Annotated in this window: 12 protein-coding genes; 4 read left to right on the forward strand and 8 right to left on the reverse strand. The window is 35.6% G+C overall.

The genetic code is table 11. The features are described 5' to 3' along the window. Window positions 1-9: 9 nt before the first annotated feature. From ACXAE4_RS18390 to uxaC, 4 genes are all read right to left on the reverse strand, one after another. Window positions 10-1,473 carry a tagaturonate reductase gene (locus ACXAE4_RS18390; RefSeq protein ID WP_154988993.1) on the reverse strand — a complete coding sequence of 488 codons (1,464 nt, stop codon included), beginning with the start codon at window positions 1,471-1,473 and terminating at the stop codon, window positions 10-12. A 117-nt stretch (window positions 1,474-1,590) separates the two neighbouring features. Continuing rightward, window positions 1,591-2,604 carry a LacI family DNA-binding transcriptional regulator gene (locus ACXAE4_RS18395; RefSeq protein WP_028413696.1) on the reverse strand — a complete coding sequence of 338 codons (1,014 nt, stop codon included), beginning with the start codon at window positions 2,602-2,604 and terminating at the stop codon, window positions 1,591-1,593. A 102-nt stretch (window positions 2,605-2,706) separates the two neighbouring features. Continuing rightward, window positions 2,707-4,089 (reverse strand): MFS transporter, encoded by a 1,383-nt coding sequence (locus tag ACXAE4_RS18400; protein ID WP_154988995.1) that lies wholly within the window; start codon window positions 4,087-4,089, stop codon window positions 2,707-2,709. 47 nt (window positions 4,090-4,136) lie between these two features. Continuing rightward, on the reverse strand, window positions 4,137-5,558 hold the full coding sequence (gene uxaC, locus ACXAE4_RS18405) for a glucuronate isomerase (protein ID WP_289578865.1): 1,422 nt from the start codon (window positions 5,556-5,558) through the stop codon (window positions 4,137-4,139). A gap of 513 nt (window positions 5,559-6,071) precedes the next feature. Between uxaC and ACXAE4_RS18410 the strand changes: the two genes are divergently transcribed. Next, on the forward strand, window positions 6,072-6,266 hold the full coding sequence (locus tag ACXAE4_RS18410; RefSeq protein WP_033578725.1) for a twin-arginine translocase TatA/TatE family subunit: 195 nt from the start codon (window positions 6,072-6,074) through the stop codon (window positions 6,264-6,266). Between the two features lie 110 nt (window positions 6,267-6,376). Next, on the forward strand, window positions 6,377-7,468 hold the full coding sequence (locus tag ACXAE4_RS18415; RefSeq protein ID WP_025751972.1) for an AI-2E family transporter: 1,092 nt from the start codon (window positions 6,377-6,379) through the stop codon (window positions 7,466-7,468). A gap of 61 nt (window positions 7,469-7,529) precedes the next feature. Here ACXAE4_RS18415 and ACXAE4_RS18420 read toward each other — a convergent pair whose 3' ends face one another. Then, a complete protein-coding gene (locus tag ACXAE4_RS18420) occupies window positions 7,530-7,880 on the reverse strand; it encodes a VOC family protein (RefSeq protein ID WP_154988999.1) in 351 nt (116 codons plus the stop codon). A 376-nt stretch (window positions 7,881-8,256) separates the two neighbouring features. Between ACXAE4_RS18420 and ACXAE4_RS18425 the strand changes: the two genes are divergently transcribed. Together ACXAE4_RS18425 and ACXAE4_RS18430 are read left to right on the forward strand one after the other, a co-directional pair. Beyond that, window positions 8,257-9,687 (forward strand): hypothetical protein, encoded by a 1,431-nt coding sequence (locus ACXAE4_RS18425; RefSeq protein WP_014460532.1) that lies wholly within the window; start codon window positions 8,257-8,259, stop codon window positions 9,685-9,687. A gap of 899 nt (window positions 9,688-10,586) precedes the next feature. Beyond that, window positions 10,587-11,726, forward strand: coding sequence for a hypothetical protein (locus tag ACXAE4_RS18430; protein WP_034264556.1), 1,140 nt, complete (start codon window positions 10,587-10,589; stop codon window positions 11,724-11,726). Between the two features lie 597 nt (window positions 11,727-12,323). On the opposite strand, the gene ACXAE4_RS18435 is transcribed toward ACXAE4_RS18430, so the two are convergent. From ACXAE4_RS18435 to ACXAE4_RS18445, 3 genes are all read right to left on the reverse strand, one after another. Then, window positions 12,324-13,028 (reverse strand): FadR/GntR family transcriptional regulator, encoded by a 705-nt coding sequence (locus tag ACXAE4_RS18435; protein WP_154989000.1) that lies wholly within the window; start codon window positions 13,026-13,028, stop codon window positions 12,324-12,326. Window positions 13,029-13,250: 222 nt separating this feature from the next. Beyond that, window positions 13,251-14,624: a glucarate dehydratase gene (gene gudD, locus ACXAE4_RS18440; protein WP_154989002.1), complete on the reverse strand. Its 1,374-nt coding sequence runs from the start codon at window positions 14,622-14,624 to the stop codon at window positions 13,251-13,253. Between the two features lie 36 nt (window positions 14,625-14,660). Next, on the reverse strand, window positions 14,661-16,034 hold the full coding sequence (locus tag ACXAE4_RS18445; RefSeq protein ID WP_154989606.1) for an MFS transporter: 1,374 nt from the start codon (window positions 16,032-16,034) through the stop codon (window positions 14,661-14,663). Window positions 16,035-16,068: the final 34 nt, after the last annotated feature.

Raw genomic sequence — 16,068 nt, forward strand, 5'->3', positions numbered from 1 at the left:
CTTCACCTCTTACTGTTTAGTTGCGGTTACATAGAGAATTTCTTTTATTGCCTGTTTCATTCCGAGAGTTTCAATGGCTAAGACTCCATTTGTTACGGCTTCTGTTAAGCTAGGAATCGTATTTAAATTCTCTCCCCAATGCTCTTTATATCCCAGCACTTCTTTTACAATGTAAGAAATGCTTTTTTCAGTACCGTCAAACGTATTCCAAAGAGATTCATACATTTCTAGAACTGCAGGGTCATCTGATAGTTCAATTTTTTCTCCTTCTCTTTTTCCTTTATAAAAAGAAATGAGGGCACTGAGAGAAAATGTAAGCAAAGCCGGCAGCGCTCCTTGCTTTTCAACGTACTCTTTAAGAGTTGGGATGTTTCGCGTTTTAAACTTTGTCATGCTGTTCAAAGAGATGCTCATTAATGCGTGGTGGATAAACGGATTTTGAAAGCGTTCTAATGTAGATTTAGCAACTGGCAAAGACTCTTCTTCCGAAACTGGTAAACTAGGAATAATTTCTTCATACAGACACTTTCGAATAAACGTTCCGATTACATCATCTTCGACTGCTTCTCTGACCGTATTTAGTTCCGCTAAATACGCAACAGGCATCATAGCAGTATGAATCCCATTTAAAATTCTGACTTTCTGCAGCGCATATGGTGCAATGTCGTTCACAAATTTCACATGTAAACCAGCTTCTTCCGCGGGAAACTCTTCTTTTACCCACTCAGGTCCCTCAATAACCCATAAGTAAAATGGCTCTGCGATCACAAAAAACTCATCTTCATAACTCAGTTCATTGAGCAGATTTTCATCGTTTGGATAACCTGGCACAATTCGGTCAACAAGCGTGCAGCAAAAAGCATTTGCTTCGTGTATCCATTCGGTAAACTTTTTCTCTAAATTCCATTTGTCGGCATAGCGCAATACCATTTTCTTTAACAAATCCCCGTTTCGCTCCACTAATTCACAAGGAAGGATAATAAGTCCCTTTGTTGGATCTCCTTGAAAAGCTTGAAACCGCTTATATAGAAATGCCGTAACTTTACCAGGAAAACTCGTTTGCGGTGCATGTTCCAAGCGGTCTTCTTCTAAAAATGCGATACCTGCTTCTGTTGTATTAGAAATAAGAAATCTTAGCTCTTCTTTCTCCGCTAATTGCATATACGCCTCATAATCTTCATACGGATTTAGACCGCGGCTAATAGATTCAATTACTTCATGTTCTTTGACTGCTTTACCGTCTTGAATTCCTTGAAGAGAAACCGTAAACAAACCGTCTTGCTCATTCAATTTACCTGCATTTCCCGTAATTCTCGGATTGACAGCTACTATACTGCCTTTAAATGCAGTGTGTTTGTTCATTTGATGAATTTGCCAATCAGCAAACCCTCTTAGAAATACGCCTTCTCCAAACTGCAGTAATTTTTCTGGGTATATACGTGTGTTAGCTTGCATCTGACGGTTTAACTTCATGTTAGCATCTCCTTCTTTGCACACATTAACATTGTTATTTTTATAGCTTTTTATATTGTTTTATTTCTTAAAAATGTTAACGTTAACATTTTTGGGCCGGTTATACTAAATAACCGGCTACATAGATGAGCGTGACTTTACAGACTGGCGAACCATTAATTCGGTATTAATTAAAACTTTATTTTGCAGCATCTTTTTGTCATCTTTGTCCATTAATGATAAAACTGCTTCTGCTCCGGTCATGCTGATTTTCTCGATTGGTCTTTTAACGGTTGTGAGTGAAGGAGTGGTGTATTTGGCTAATTCAATATCATCAAATCCAATAATTGAGATATCACTCGGTACGTTTAGCCCAGACTCGAATGCGGCGTTCATAGCACCGATTGCCATATCATCATTTGAACAAAAAACAGCAGTAGGCGGCTGCTTTAACCTTAACAGTGCTTTCATTCCTTCATATCCGCTTTGCATATCGTAATTTCCTTGAATCATATACTCTTGGCGAATGGAAACATTGTGATCAATTAACGAGTTAAGAAATCCTTCCTTACGCTGTTGAGTTGATTTAAAACCTTCTATTCCTTCTATGATTGCAATATGCCTGTGACCTAATTCAATCAAATATTCGCCGGCTTTGTAGGCTCCTTCTTTGTCATTTGACAAAATATTAATAATCGATGAATCGTCAACTTGACGGTTGAGCACAATCAACGGGATGCCTTTTTCTACTACGTTATATATAAAAGTGTTATCACGGTCGCTTTGACTCATTAAAATAATCGCATCAAAGCGTTTATTGTTGATGTACGTATAATCATCATAATCGTCAATGCCTCTTACAAATAAATTATACTGAACATCAATTACTTTACTTACCCCTCTAATACTATCTACTAAAAAACTTGGTGACGTACCGTTTGCCATGCTCGTAAAAAACAATCCAATTGTATGAGATTTTTGAAGCACTAAATTTTTCGCATGATAATCAGGAATATAGTTAAGCGTATTTGCAATCTCTAAAATTTTCTTTTTTGTTTTTTCTTTAATAAGCGGACTATTGTTTAATGCACGTGAAACCGTTGTATGTGATACGTTTGCTAGTTTTGCAATATCCTTAATTGTAACACCCATTTCATTTACCTTCCTTTAATGAATCAGTATCGATTTTTATTATAAGGATATCACAAGTTAGTAGGAATAATAAGCAAATGGTGAATGTTATGACAGTTTTGACTAAGACCTAGCATGAATATCTTGGACAATCTCCGCGTGTTTCTTATCCGTTAGCTTATACATAAAACCAATAATCACTGCAGCAATGGACAAAGCAATAGCAGGATATAGTAACAGCAAACTTTTAATTCCCACTAATGTACCTGCCTTTTGTGCCACGTTTGGGATATACCCAACTAACCCTAAACCAATACCTGATAAGAAGCCGGATAGCGACTGAGCAAGCTTTCGAGAAAAGTTGAACAATGAATACGTTGTGCCTTCTTTTCTTTCGCCTGTTTTCCATTCACCATAATCAATAATATCTGATACAAATGCCCATGTAATCCCGTTAGGAATGCTGATACCTATAAAAGCAATACTTGCTAAAATCGTAAAAATTACGACGTTAGAAGGCATAAAGAAATTTACTGTGTCCGCTGCAATACTGATTCCTAAGCCAATCATTGCAGCTTGCTTTTTTCCAAATCGGCTAACAAGCTTTGGCAGCATAATGACTCCTAGAAAGGATGAACCAATAATAATAAAGTTCATGTAAGCCATCAATTTAACATTTCCTAAATTATACTGTGCAAAGTAAATAAGCATAGCTGATTTAATATTGTAAGCTGAAATGGTAAATACCGTCATAAACACTAAAATTAAAAGAGGTTTGTTACTTACAAACGTTTTAAAAATAGACTTGACTGATAGTTTTTCTTTTGGACTCTCTTTTACGACAATGCGTTCTTTGCAATTGCGATAGCATACATAAAAAGCGATGATGCCAATGACCGACATAATTCCCATAACAACGGGATAACCGATTTTTTCATTTGGAAATAACAGAATGAGCGGTACAACAGCAATGCTGGTTACAAACAGTGCACCTAATGATCCTGTTTGACGAAAAGCAGCAAGAGACGTGCGATCAGAAGTATTTTGAGTCATGGATGCGCCTAGCGATCCGTATGGAATATTGACAAATGAATAGCCAATTCCCCAAATCATATAAGAAGCGTACGCATAAATTAATTTACCCGCCGGTGAAAGATTTGGCGAAATAAACGTGAGTACGGTTAAAATGGCTAACACCATACTTCCGAATAGTAAATACGGCCGGAATTTCCCTTTAGCTCCGATGTTTTTTCGGTAATCAATGGACGAACCAACAATGGGATCACAAACTGCTGCAAATAACTTACTTACTAGAAAAATCCCTCCCGCAGCCGTGGCAGGGATGCCTGCCACATCTGTAAAGAACTTCAACAAATAAAGCTGCCCTAAATCGAACATGAAACCGTTACCAAAATCACCCATACCATAAGATATTTTTTCTTTTACACTAAGATTTTTCTTTTCTACTTTTATTTCAACCTTTCTTTCTGTTGCCACAACACTCATGGTAATCCCCCTTCTCCCCTTGCAATTCTTTAAACTATTTTGCGCCTTTATTTTTGCAGCGTATAGGCTGGGAAGCTAAAGTAGTCTTTAGCATTTTCATAACATATTCCTTTCACAATTTGCTCAAGCAGCTGCTGGTCATTAGGTACTTCCCCTTCTTCTACCCACGTACCGATTAAGCTGCATACTAGTCTTCTGAAATATTCATGCCTTGTATATGAAAGAAAACTTCGGGAATCTGTTAACATACCGATAAACCGACTAAACAACCCAATATTTGATAACGCTTTCATTTGTTCTAACATACCTTCTCGTTGATCATTAAACCACCAAGCTGTGCCAAGCTGCAGCTTGCCAGGAATACCGTCTCCTTGAAAGCTGCCAATTATACTTGCTAATACATAATTATCTTTTGGATTTAACGAATATAAAATCGTCTTTGGCAAACTATTTTGTACGTCCATTTGATCAAGAAGCTGTACGAGAGGCTCTGCCACTTGTCCGTCATACATCGAGTCATACCCTGTATCTGGACCTAACTGACGAAACATTTTGGTGTTATTGTTTCTAAGAGCATGAAGGTGAAATTGCATTGCCCAACCTAGCTCGTTATACAGCTTCCCTAAAAAGATTAACGTATATGACTTGTATTTACTTTCTTCTTCAGTACTTACGCCTTCACCTTTTAAGGCTTTTAAGAAAATCTCCGAAACTTCTTCTTTCGAAGTCTTCGTATATACCATTTTATTTAGTGCGTGATCAGATAAACGCCCTCCCATGGAATGGAAAAAACGAGCTCGACTTTCAAGAGCTTTTAACAAATCATCATAGGTGTGAATGGAGCGGTTTGAACAATCTTGCAACTTTGCAATCCAGCTCTTAAACCCTTCTTGGTTGATTTCAAGCCCTTTATCCGGACGAAAACTTGGAAGTACTTGGGTCTCAAAACCTTGAACATCTCTTAGTTTCATATGATACTCTAATGAATCTGTTGGGTCATCCGTTGTACAGATAACTTTTAAGTTAGAACGTGTAATAAGATCTCTTGCACCAAACTTACCGCTGCGTAATTTCTCGTTTGCTTTTTCCCAAATAAACGGTGCCGTCTGTTCATTTAATATCTCATCAATATTAAAAAAACGCTTTAACTCTAGATGCGTCCAATGATATAGCGGATTCCCAATCGTCATCGGAACTGTTTTAGCCCACGCGAGAAATTTTTCATAGTCACTCGCTGATCCTGTTATCTTTTCTTCTTCAATTCCGTTGGCTCTCATCAGTCTCCATTTATAGTGATCTCCATCTAGCCAAACGTTAGTTAACGTTTTAAACTGTTTATTCTCATAAACTTCCTGCGGGTTTAAGTGGCAATGATAATCAATAATCGGCATATCTTTTGCGTAAGTATTATACAAGTGTGCTGCTGTTTCATTTGTTAATAAAAAATGGTCATCCATAAACTGTTTCATTTCTACCTACTCCTTTACTTTTTTGTTAACGTTAACAAAATTTTATATGAGGATAAATAATCTTATTTATAGATAACTATTTTAATAAGATATAATCTTCAACAACAAAAATGTTAACGTTAACATTTTATTTAATTCTATTACTTATTTCTAAATTTTACAACAATTTATCTTTATATTTTTTCGATTTTTTTCTTTTCTTGTTTTCATATACTAATTCTTTAATTTTAAAAACACGATTTCTGACATGATTCCATAAGAATTAAAGCAAGTTTTTTCACATAGGGCTTATACAAGAGTAATAAGGCGAACGGCTGTCTTTAATGCTATAATAAATTTCATATGCAAAATATCACTACTAGCATTTAAATCATACATAGCCGCTCCACCTTGTTTTCGTATCATTTAAAATAAAGGAATTTTAAAGAGAAAAGTGAATAGTATAAACATGCACTTTATTTACTATCTCTTTTTAAATTTTATATATTCATTGTTTTTAAAGGAGAGGATATCATGCCAGGAGCCACAAGCATGGTCGTAATCGGGATTACTGCCTTAATTGTATTTGGACCAAGTAAATTGCCGGACATAGGACGAGCATTTGGACATTCCCTGCGAGAATTTAAAAATGCAGCAGAAGGAATTATACAGGATGACGACAAAAAAACTCCAGAGGATACTACTGAAGACAAAGAGGAAAAAGCCTAATTTTTATTTAAATGAAAGTTATACAGACTAAAAAAGCCCACTTTTAACGTGCAGTGGGTTTCTTTTTTGATGTATGATAGTAAAAAATAGTAAAGAAAGAGGGTAACTTTTTGTTTAAATCGAAACTGCATTTTTGGACATTAGAACTATTAATGATTGCTTTACTGATTTACATTTGTAAACATATTTCGTTTGTTTTTCTACCAATCGGTGTGTTTATCTCCACTTTGTTTTTCCCTATTCTTGTAGCTGGTTTTCTTTTCTTTTTATTCGAACCAATTGTGTCATTTCTCACAAGAAAAAAAGTGCCAAAAACACTGGCCATTTTACTATTATACGTTGTTTTTATCGGCGTAATTGCTTCTATTGTGGGCGGTGTGGGACCTACCTTATCTAAACAATTAACTGATTTGGCTAAGAATATTCCGTCTTACATTGTAGAAACGAGAGAGTACATAAATGATTTATCTAACTCAAGATGGTTTAACTGGCTGGTTGAACAAAAATATGTGTCGCTCGATCATATTGAAGAGTCACTTTTAAACTACGCGTCTACTTTACCTACGAATCTCACAAACAGTATTTCATCTGTTTTAAGCGTCGTAACAAATATTACACTTACGGTTGTAACAGTTCCTTTCATTCTTTTTTATATGCTCAAAGACAGCCATAAACTTCGTAAAAATACGCTGCGTATGGTTCCTGCTTCTTATCGAAAAGAAACGTTACGTACAATGAAAGAAACAACAAATACGCTAGCTACTTATATTCAAGGCCAAATGCTCGTTTGTTTGTTTGTCGGTATTAGTACATTCATTGGTTACCTCATCATCGGGTTGCCTTATGCATTAATACTCGCACTAATAGGAGCCCTTACTAATATTATCCCGTACGTCGGCCCTTTTATTGGCGTAGCACCCGCTTTAATCGTAGGCTTATTATACTCTCCTACAAAAGCGATATTAGTAATTATTGTCGTCGTAATCGTTCAACAGCTAGATGGGAACATTATTTCTCCGCTGGTAATTGGAAAGAAATTAAACACTCATCCTTTAACGATTATTATTTTATTGCTTGTTGCGGGTAATATTGCAGGAATACTCGGAATGATCTTAGCGATTCCTGCTTATGCTGTAACAAAAACCATTGTGATAAATATTGTAAGAATGATTCAATTCAGAAATAAATCTATCAAGTTGTAAAATGCAAAGGCAATACAATAAAAGGACCTTCTCTTGAAGGTCCTTTTATTGTTCCATAGGTTCAGCACTGACACACCATCAGGTGATTTCCATCCGGATCTTTAAATGTAAACCAATGATTGTGTTGAATTCCTGTCGTTAGCTCTACTTTTTTCTGTTTCATATATTCATAAGCTTCTTTAATATCGTTTGTATTCAAATGAAAAGCTGGCGTTTTAAAAAGCGTATTTTTTGAATAAGTTTTGCTATCTAATACAATTCCTGTTCCATTCATAGGTATCACATATAAATGATCATATAAAATGTCTCCATCTGCTATCAAACCTAGTATGTCACAATACCAGTCTCGTGCTTTTTTTATGTCCTTTAGAGGAATAAAAACCGTGCCTACTTCATTTAATATAGGGTTCATTTATAACCTCCGGTATGAGTTTAATAGTTTTACAAAGTATTCTCTTTTAATCGCTGATAACCTTTTATTTTGAGATACTTTCTATCAGTCCATTAAACTCGGTAGCAGAATTAGCAGTGGTGCGGACACGGTCATTCTCCATACATAAGCTACACTGCAAATGTATATAATTCATGACAAAATGTAGATTACTAAAAAAGAAAATGAGAAAATCTCCCCCTTCGCCCGCTTTGCACGTGTATAATGAAAAATAGACTATAGATAGTAGCCGTCTTTTGTTTGTAGCATCGAACTTTAGTGCATTACAATAGATTTAAAGCCACTATCCAGCTAAGAATTAAAATGACTAACTTAAGGTTAAGGAGGTTAGATGTGTATGGATTATTCATCTTTACTCATACGCGAAGTCATTGATAGAGTATCTAAATTACGCCTCTTATCTGTTTATAACGAAAGTATAAAAAGTGATTTAGAAAGCACCATCCTCCCTCTTTATCAGCAGCACTTTGAAAATAAAGATGTAAACGAAGCGTTGAGGATTTTAAAAAAAGACTTTCTCAATCGTACGAAACGCAGATGGTTAGATGCTGCTATACGCGACTATGAGCAAAAAAAGCCTAAGAAAAATAAAGAACTGATTGGAGAATACAAAGCGCTAACAGCTTATTATAAAACGAATGGAAAAGAACTCTTTTGCAAACAGTTTGAAAATGTATCATCTCCGGAAGAAGTCATTGATAAACGAATTGGTATTCTGCGTGAATGGAGTCAAGAAGATAGCTTCTTCTTAACGGATTATCCTTATATTCATCAAAAAACCAAGACCCAGCGAGAAAAAGCAATCCATACGGATATATCTATTATTATTGGGCTGACTATACTGGACCCAAGCTTCCAAAATGGAAATCATAGTATTATTGAAAGCCCTTTTTCAACTGTAGAGAATCCTTTTTTCTCTAACTCAAGAGCAAAGCTTCTCGTCGAGCAACCCCTATTAGAGAAAGAAGGAAAAGAATATTTCTTAAGTACTTATAACTCTGAAGACGGGACAGATTACGAATTGTTAATAGAAAAAGAATACGCTGAAGAAAATGGAAATAAAATTAGTGATTTAGATCGGTTTGATTATAAAGTGTTTTTAGAGATCATGAGCCAACGTGATGAATTGTTCGCTACACAGAAAATCATTAACGTAAAAATTGGTGACCTTGTGAAAGCACTTTATAAAACAGACAGTAAGCGCAACTATCAGATGATAGAAGAAAGAATTACAAAAATGAAGCACTACAGCATGACAAAAGTGCAGCATAATAAAAAAATTGCTTATGGTATTTTTGACTTTGTGGATATTACTACGATGCCGAACGGAACGCGAATTGCTGAAATTCACGTCAATGAAGTGATATATAGAGACTATATTCAACGCCAAACGGTGCGTATCTATAAAAATAAAGTAGAAAAATTAAGTTTAGACGCCGCTTACCATTTGCTATTCGTTATGCAAAAAGAGCGTCTCATTTGCTATGAAACAAAATCTTCATACAATGTGACAAGAGATTATTTATATTTTTCGACAAGAGTCCGCTTTCGAAAAAGACGAAAAAAAGAAAACCTTGTCGAAATTGAAACAGCCTTAGATGAGCTAGTCGAACAAAAACTAGCTGTCCAATCTTATAAAAGAGTGGGCCAAGTGTTTCAGATTACCTTTATTCCTGTGGGAGAAAGTGAAGTAAAAGACTTATTAGCCGGTGATTACGAATATGCTCCCCTTTCTATCTATCAAAACGTAACAAGTTCTATAGGCTAAAAAAGAATGCTCTTATGATTTTTATAAGAGCATTCTTTTTATCTACCTGCCATTAGTTACTGCATTTTTTGCTCCACATTTCCGTGCAAAAGTTTTTTTTTGCTCCAATTCTCTATGTAAACATACTATTTCCCCTGCTGATATAGTTATTAAACTTCACCTTCCCTATCATTTTGTGAACTTTTTGTGTCTGAAAGAAGTTTTATAACTAATTTTTGCTCCAGGTTTCCGTGCAAAAGTGTCGTTTTTCTTTCTATACTGCATTTACTATAAGTTTGGCTCCAATCTTCCGTGCAAATATGCCACTTTTACATAATTTTTCTTGAGACAGCGACTTTCCCCCTTCGTTTTCTGCATTTTTTGCTCCAAATCTCCGTGCAAAAGTGTTTTTTGCTCCAGATTTCCGTGCAAACATGCCACTTTTTTAAAAAAGCACGATTTTTTCTGCAAATGTTCATTTATTCTTTGTAAAAATGTGAACTTTCTGTGTCTAAAAAAGGGCATTTTTTTGTTTTATGTCCCTATTTTCCGTGCAAATGTGTCACTTTGTTGCCCAAATCTTTATTTTTATCATTTTTGCTCCTATTCTCCGTGCAAATATGTCATTTTTACATCAAATTTTTTTTTGAATTTGTCACATTACGTGTATTTCATCCGTCATAATACGACATTTGTCGTAAGAATGCTGTTTTATCAACGTTTATGAAATGTAACGCTATTTTTGCTCCACATCTCCGTGCAAATATGTCACCTTGTAAATAGATGTCTCGTCCCTTGGTATCACTAGTCTTTTAAAAAAATGCACCATTTTTCCGTGCAAATATGTCATTTTACAGCCTATATGACTGTGTCTATACTGTAAAAGATGACGTATATAGTTTTGGAAAGGAGGTAACTACATGAGTATACAAAAGCTGGCACTAAAACGGCACACTCTGATAGCAAACAAGCTGCTGATTGTCATGAGCGGTTTAAATAGAGAGACGAAACGAGACAACAGCTATTACTATGAAAAACATTCATTTGGTCTAGCAAAAAACTTTGTAGACATAAAGTGGACGGGTTCTCTGATGAAGCAAATTTTAGCTTACGTAGCCAAATGTAACAGCCAAGGTCATATTTCAATTATTTCTGAGCAAGAACTGGCTAATACAATCCAATGTTCCGTTCGGACCGTTCAAAATAATAATAAGCTTTTAGAAGACTATGACATCATTCGCTGGGATCGTTTATGGGGAGACTATATTCAAGTTTCTTTAAACAACTATTTAGAGGATTTTTTAGATTTACATATAAAAGAAGCTGCTGATGCTCAAAACATATCATATACTCCGGAAATGCTTGATAAAGATCACAATACATATACTTCAAAAGGTGGTTACACTTCTGTTTCAATGGAAGTGATTTATCAATTGCTGGCTATCAAAAATATTAACATGCTGCGCCTGGCTTTACGTGCTTTGTATGTATACGAATCTGATGTAAACGTAAAGAAAGATTCAGAAGCCCTTTTATCTTACACCGAGGTAAAACACATTCTTCCGAAATACATTGGCTATAAAGCTGCTATTAAAGAAATGGCTAGTAAATTAAGTAAAATTTTCCGTATCGATGTACTAGAAAAAGATGATTGTGTCAAAACATTATTAGAAGAAAAGCAGCCAAGAAAATCGATTATTGAAAAAATCAAGGATGGTTTTATTTTAAGTTTCAATTTAACTGGTGCTCATGATAGTAAAAAACAAAAAGAAATCGAAAAAATCCGTGGAGAGCATGCATTTGCTCAGTTTAAGAATTTCTTTAAATCTTTTGGCCATTATTCTATTAAAAAAGAAGATATTCATTCCATTGTGCATGAGTTCGGTTTAGATATAATCGAAAAATCATTAACGTCCGTTCAGCGTTACCTACAACAAACTTACATAGAAGAAAGTATGGATGCATTTCGCCCTCTTGTGCATGAAATGGAGTCAAACTTCTTTACGTATATCCGCAAAATTGCCAACGGGTATTATCAGGCAAAAATTAACGCTCTATAATACTCTTTTTTGTTATGCCTTTTTTTCCTCATCTCTACTCTATTTCCCTCCTACTCTTCTTTTCTCTTTAACTTACTAAAACATATTTGTCTCTCAGCTATAATAAATCTCTTTAAATGATAATGATTTTCGTTTTCATGAAAAAAATCAACTAAATGAACAAAAAATACAATAAATAAACGTTATTTTCCGATCGACTGCGTAGAAAATATAGCTGTTATAAAAAAATCCTATATTTTTTCGTGAAAATTCTTGTAGTAATCTGCAGTTTTTTTGATTGCTTCATTCCCTATAACCTCAGTCAGCAGAAGGCTTTTGTCCATATAAGTTTTAGCAATGTTTATAATTTCTTTAATTTCTTTTTAATCTCTTATAAATGTATAGTAATTTCTATAAAATAATGAGCAGCAAATAAATAGCGTTTTTTATACACATAAATATTAAGCTACAATGAATACCAGTTTAGTAGACATAATATATAACAGAGCAAAAAAGCACTTCTATAGAATAGAAATGCCCTTTCTTACTTTATGCATATGTATACTTTCATAAAAAAACACACAAAACAAATTCTTTACATCTGCTTTGTGTGTTTTTTTATTTATTAGGATTATATTGTTTAAGAACTTTATCACGCACATATTTAAGATGATGATACATTTTCTTGAATGCATCATCGGGGTCATGATTAGCTAACGCATTATAAATAGCAGTATGATGTTCTACAGTAAGTTCTGGTTCTCTAAAGGTAATTTCCCTATCTGTTTTTTCGTGAGTGAAGAGTAAGGAATTAATCATACCTTCTACCACTGGATTATCAGCGCTAACAGCAATAATTCGATGGAACTCCTTATCCGCTGCACCGTAATTGTTATCTGCACTCTTTTTTATGTCTTCGATCGTTTCTTTTAACTGTCTTAATTGATCATCGTTTATTTTTTCCGCGGCCATGGTTACTAAGCCCAGTTCTAGTGCCATGCGCGCTTCCACTACCGCAGGTAAATTATCTATTGATAACGCTAACATAACGGAAAAAGGATGTGCTCCTATTTTGTTATTAAAATACGTACCTCCACGGGTTTTTCGTGTAATTACACCAAGTACTTCTAATGCACTCAAGGCTTCTCTCAATACAGGGCGGCTTACATTCAGTACGTCTAATAACTCCATTTCAGTTGGCAGCTTATCTCCTGGCTTTAATTGCCCGCTGACCAATAACTGAATAATACGATCGACTACTTGTTTTGCTAGCGTATTACGATTAACGGATTCAAATGACACTTTTTTCGTCGAACCACTCATCTTCATCCACCCTTTTCTGAATATTGTTTATTTGTAAGACTAATTATATCATATAGCATTTTTTTATGTATTACCAACCACTACTTCTTAACTATTTTTATTTCTTATCTACATAGGAGTATGTATTAAACTGCTCGTTATTATAAAAACAGAAGCTCGAACAAAGACGTAGAACTGTTCGAGCTAAAAGCACCCTATAAATAATTATTTTTGAAAAAATTTTTAACGTACCAGACAAGGACGTTTATTATCAAAGCTCCAATTTTTAATTAAATACTGCATAGCTTTTGAATCATCACGTGCTCCTAATTGCATTTTCTTATATAGCTGATGTGCTTGCTCGATTCGTTCTAAATCCACCTCTATGCCAAGTCCTGGTTTTTTAGGTACTGCTACTCTTCCTCCCTCAATTTTAAAAGGATCTTTTGTCAATCGCTGACCATCTTGCCAAATCCAGTGCGTATCAATAGCCGTTATTTTTCCAGGAGCGGCAGCAGCCACATGAGTAAACATGGCCAGTGAAATGTCAAAATGATTATTTGAATGTGATCCCCATGTAAGACCCCAATCATGACACATTTGAGCCACACGAACTGAGCCTTGCATCGTCCAAAAATGGGGATCTGCTAGAGGAATATCTACAGCGTTTAACTGGATAGCGTGCCCCATTTGACGCCAGTCTGTAGCAATCATATTCGTAGCAGTTGGCAGTCCAGTTGCTCTCCGAAATTCCGCCATTGTTTCTCTTGCTGAATATCCATTTTCGCTCCCGCAAGGGTCTTCTGCATAGGCCAATACATGATGTTTATTTTTACATAGTTGAATGGCTTCTTCCAAAGACCAAGCTCCGTTGGGGTCTAAGGTAATTCGAGCTTCAGGGAATTTTTCAGCTAATGCTGCTACCGCTTCTATTTCTTGCTCACCTTGAAGTACACCGCCTTTTAATTTAAAATCATTAAATCCATACTGCTGATGAGCTGCCTGTGCAAGTTTTACGATTGCTTCAGGAGTCAGAGCTTCTTCATGACGAAGTCGGAACCACTCCACTTTTTCATTTTCACCACTTAGATAGTCCAAGTCGGTTTTTTTGCGATCTCCAATATAAAATAAATAACCTAACATTTCCACATATTCTCTTTGTTGTCCTTCTCCTAATAATGCTGCAACTGGTACATCAAGAAATTTTCCTACTAAATCTAATAACGCTGCCTCCAACGCTGTAACAGCATGAATAGTCGTCCGTAAATCGAATGTTTGAAATCCTCGCCCTGCCATATCTCGATCTTCAAATTTTTTACGTACTGTATTTAAGATGTTATTATAATTTCCGATTGATTGATCTACTACAAATGTCTTCGCATCTTCAAGCGTTTGACGAATGTTTTCACCTCCAGGTACCTCTCCCACCCCTGTGCTTCCGGTACTGTCTGTTAAAATAACAATATTTCGAGTAAAAAAGGGACTATGGGCACCGCTGAGGTTAAGCAGCATACTATCATGCCCAGCCACTGGTATAACCTGCATATCTATAATTTGAGGCGTAGTCGACTTTTTTTCGTTTTGAATTTCACTATTTGTAAGGACATAATTGTTCATGATTTCCACTCCTAATTTAGGTTTTATTGTATCCGCTTACATATTAAACGTACTTTCATCCTTTGCGGGGATATTCTTTAGTTCTACTCGTTTAATCTCTCCCACTAAAAGAAGATAGCAGAGAATAGCTACAAGAGCGTTAGCGCCCACAAAAACCAATGCTCCATTAAAAGAGCCTGTTGCATTGACAATGTACCCAATAATAATAGGTGTTGTAATAGAAGCAATGTTTCCAAATGTGTTAAAAAGTCCGCCGCTTAAACCGGCTATTTCTTTAGGGGAAGTGTCAGCAACAACAGCCCATCCTAATGCTCCAAAGCCTTTTCCAAAAAAAGCAAGTGACATAATTACTACGACAATCCATTCAGCATCTACATAATTGCAAGCAACCATGCTACAAGAAAGCAACATGCCAATAACAATAGGTGTTTTACGTGCAAAAGTTAATGAACGACCTCTTTTTAAAAAGAAATCAGATACAATTCCCCCTAACACTCCTCCTAAAAATCCGCATACGGCAGGTAGGGAAGCAATAAATCCAGCTTCCAAAATTGACATTCCGCGTGCTTGAACTAAATAAACAGGAAACCATGTTAAAAAGAAATAAGTGAGAGTCGTAATACAATATTGCCCAATGTAAACACCTAACAACATTCTGCTTTTAAGAAGTTGTTTAATTTGATTCCATCCCGGGCCGGTATTTTTCTTTGTTTCTACTTTTTTATCATCCATATCAATGAGCCCGCCGCCCTGCTGGATATAATTTATCTCTTCTTTTGTAATGCGAGGATGTTTGCTTGGACTGTAGATCACTTTCATCCAAACAGTAGCTAAGATTACCCCTAAGACACCCATAATAATAAATACAAAATGCCAGCCGAACCTGTGAGTGAGCCATGCCATAATAGGCGAAAATAATACTAGTGCAAAATACTGAGCCGAATTAAAAATCGCAGAGGCTGTCCCACGTTCAGATTTTGGAAACCAGGCCGCTACAATACGGCTATTTCCTGGAAAAGAAGGGGCTTCAGCTAACCCAACCATAAAACGAAGCGTAAATAAGATAATTATAGCAGCACCACCACTAAAAAAGCCGATAAATCCTTGAAAAAAGGTAAAAATAGACCAAAAAAATACACTGCATGCAATGATTGTCTTTGATCCGAATTTGTCTAAGAACCAACCTCCAGGAAGCTGACCAATTACATAGGCCCATCCAAATGCTGAAAAAATATACCCCATTGAAACTGAATTTAAGCCTAATTCTTTTTGAACAGAGTCTCCTACAATGGACAGTGTCGCTCTATCTGCATAGTTAATCGTTGTCAAAACAAAAAGCATAAATACGACAAACCAGCGTACATGGCTTTTCTTGCTGCTTCCCGCTTCCAGTTTTGGTTTAGCTTGCATAATCACCTATTCCATCCCCCTCTTATTGTTTTGT

It is taken from the genome of Priestia sp. ABM2_011 (assembly GCF_056158845.1).

What these genes read in the sequence shown, in the direction of transcription:
- ACXAE4_RS18435 (WP_154989000.1), bottom strand. Translation starts at nt 13,028, where the DNA reads ATGAGTGGTTCGACGAAAAAAGTGTCATTTGAATCCGTTAATCGTAAT.
- ACXAE4_RS18430 (WP_034264556.1), top strand. Translation starts at nt 10,587, where the DNA reads ATGAGTATACAAAAGCTGGCACTAAAACGGCACACTCTGATAGCAAAC.
- uxaC (WP_289578865.1), bottom strand. Translation starts at nt 5,558, where the DNA reads ATGAAACAGTTTATGGATGACCATTTTTTATTAACAAATGAAACAGCA.
- ACXAE4_RS18400 (WP_154988995.1), bottom strand. Translation starts at nt 4,089, where the DNA reads ATGAGTGTTGTGGCAACAGAAAGAAAGGTTGAAATAAAAGTAGAAAAG.
- ACXAE4_RS18395 (WP_028413696.1), bottom strand. Translation starts at nt 2,604, where the DNA reads ATGGGTGTTACAATTAAGGATATTGCAAAACTAGCAAACGTATCACAT.
- ACXAE4_RS18390 (WP_154988993.1), bottom strand. Translation starts at nt 1,473, where the DNA reads ATGAAGTTAAACCGTCAGATGCAAGCTAACACACGTATATACCCAGAA.
- ACXAE4_RS18445 (WP_154989606.1), bottom strand. Translation starts at nt 16,034, where the DNA reads ATGCAAGCTAAACCAAAACTGGAAGCGGGAAGCAGCAAGAAAAGCCAT.
- ACXAE4_RS18420 (WP_154988999.1), bottom strand. Translation starts at nt 7,880, where the DNA reads ATGAACCCTATATTAAATGAAGTAGGCACGGTTTTTATTCCTCTAAAG.
- ACXAE4_RS18425 (WP_014460532.1), top strand. Translation starts at nt 8,257, where the DNA reads ATGGATTATTCATCTTTACTCATACGCGAAGTCATTGATAGAGTATCT.
- ACXAE4_RS18410 (WP_033578725.1), top strand. Translation starts at nt 6,072, where the DNA reads ATGCCAGGAGCCACAAGCATGGTCGTAATCGGGATTACTGCCTTAATT.
- gudD (WP_154989002.1), bottom strand. Translation starts at nt 14,624, where the DNA reads ATGAACAATTATGTCCTTACAAATAGTGAAATTCAAAACGAAAAAAAG.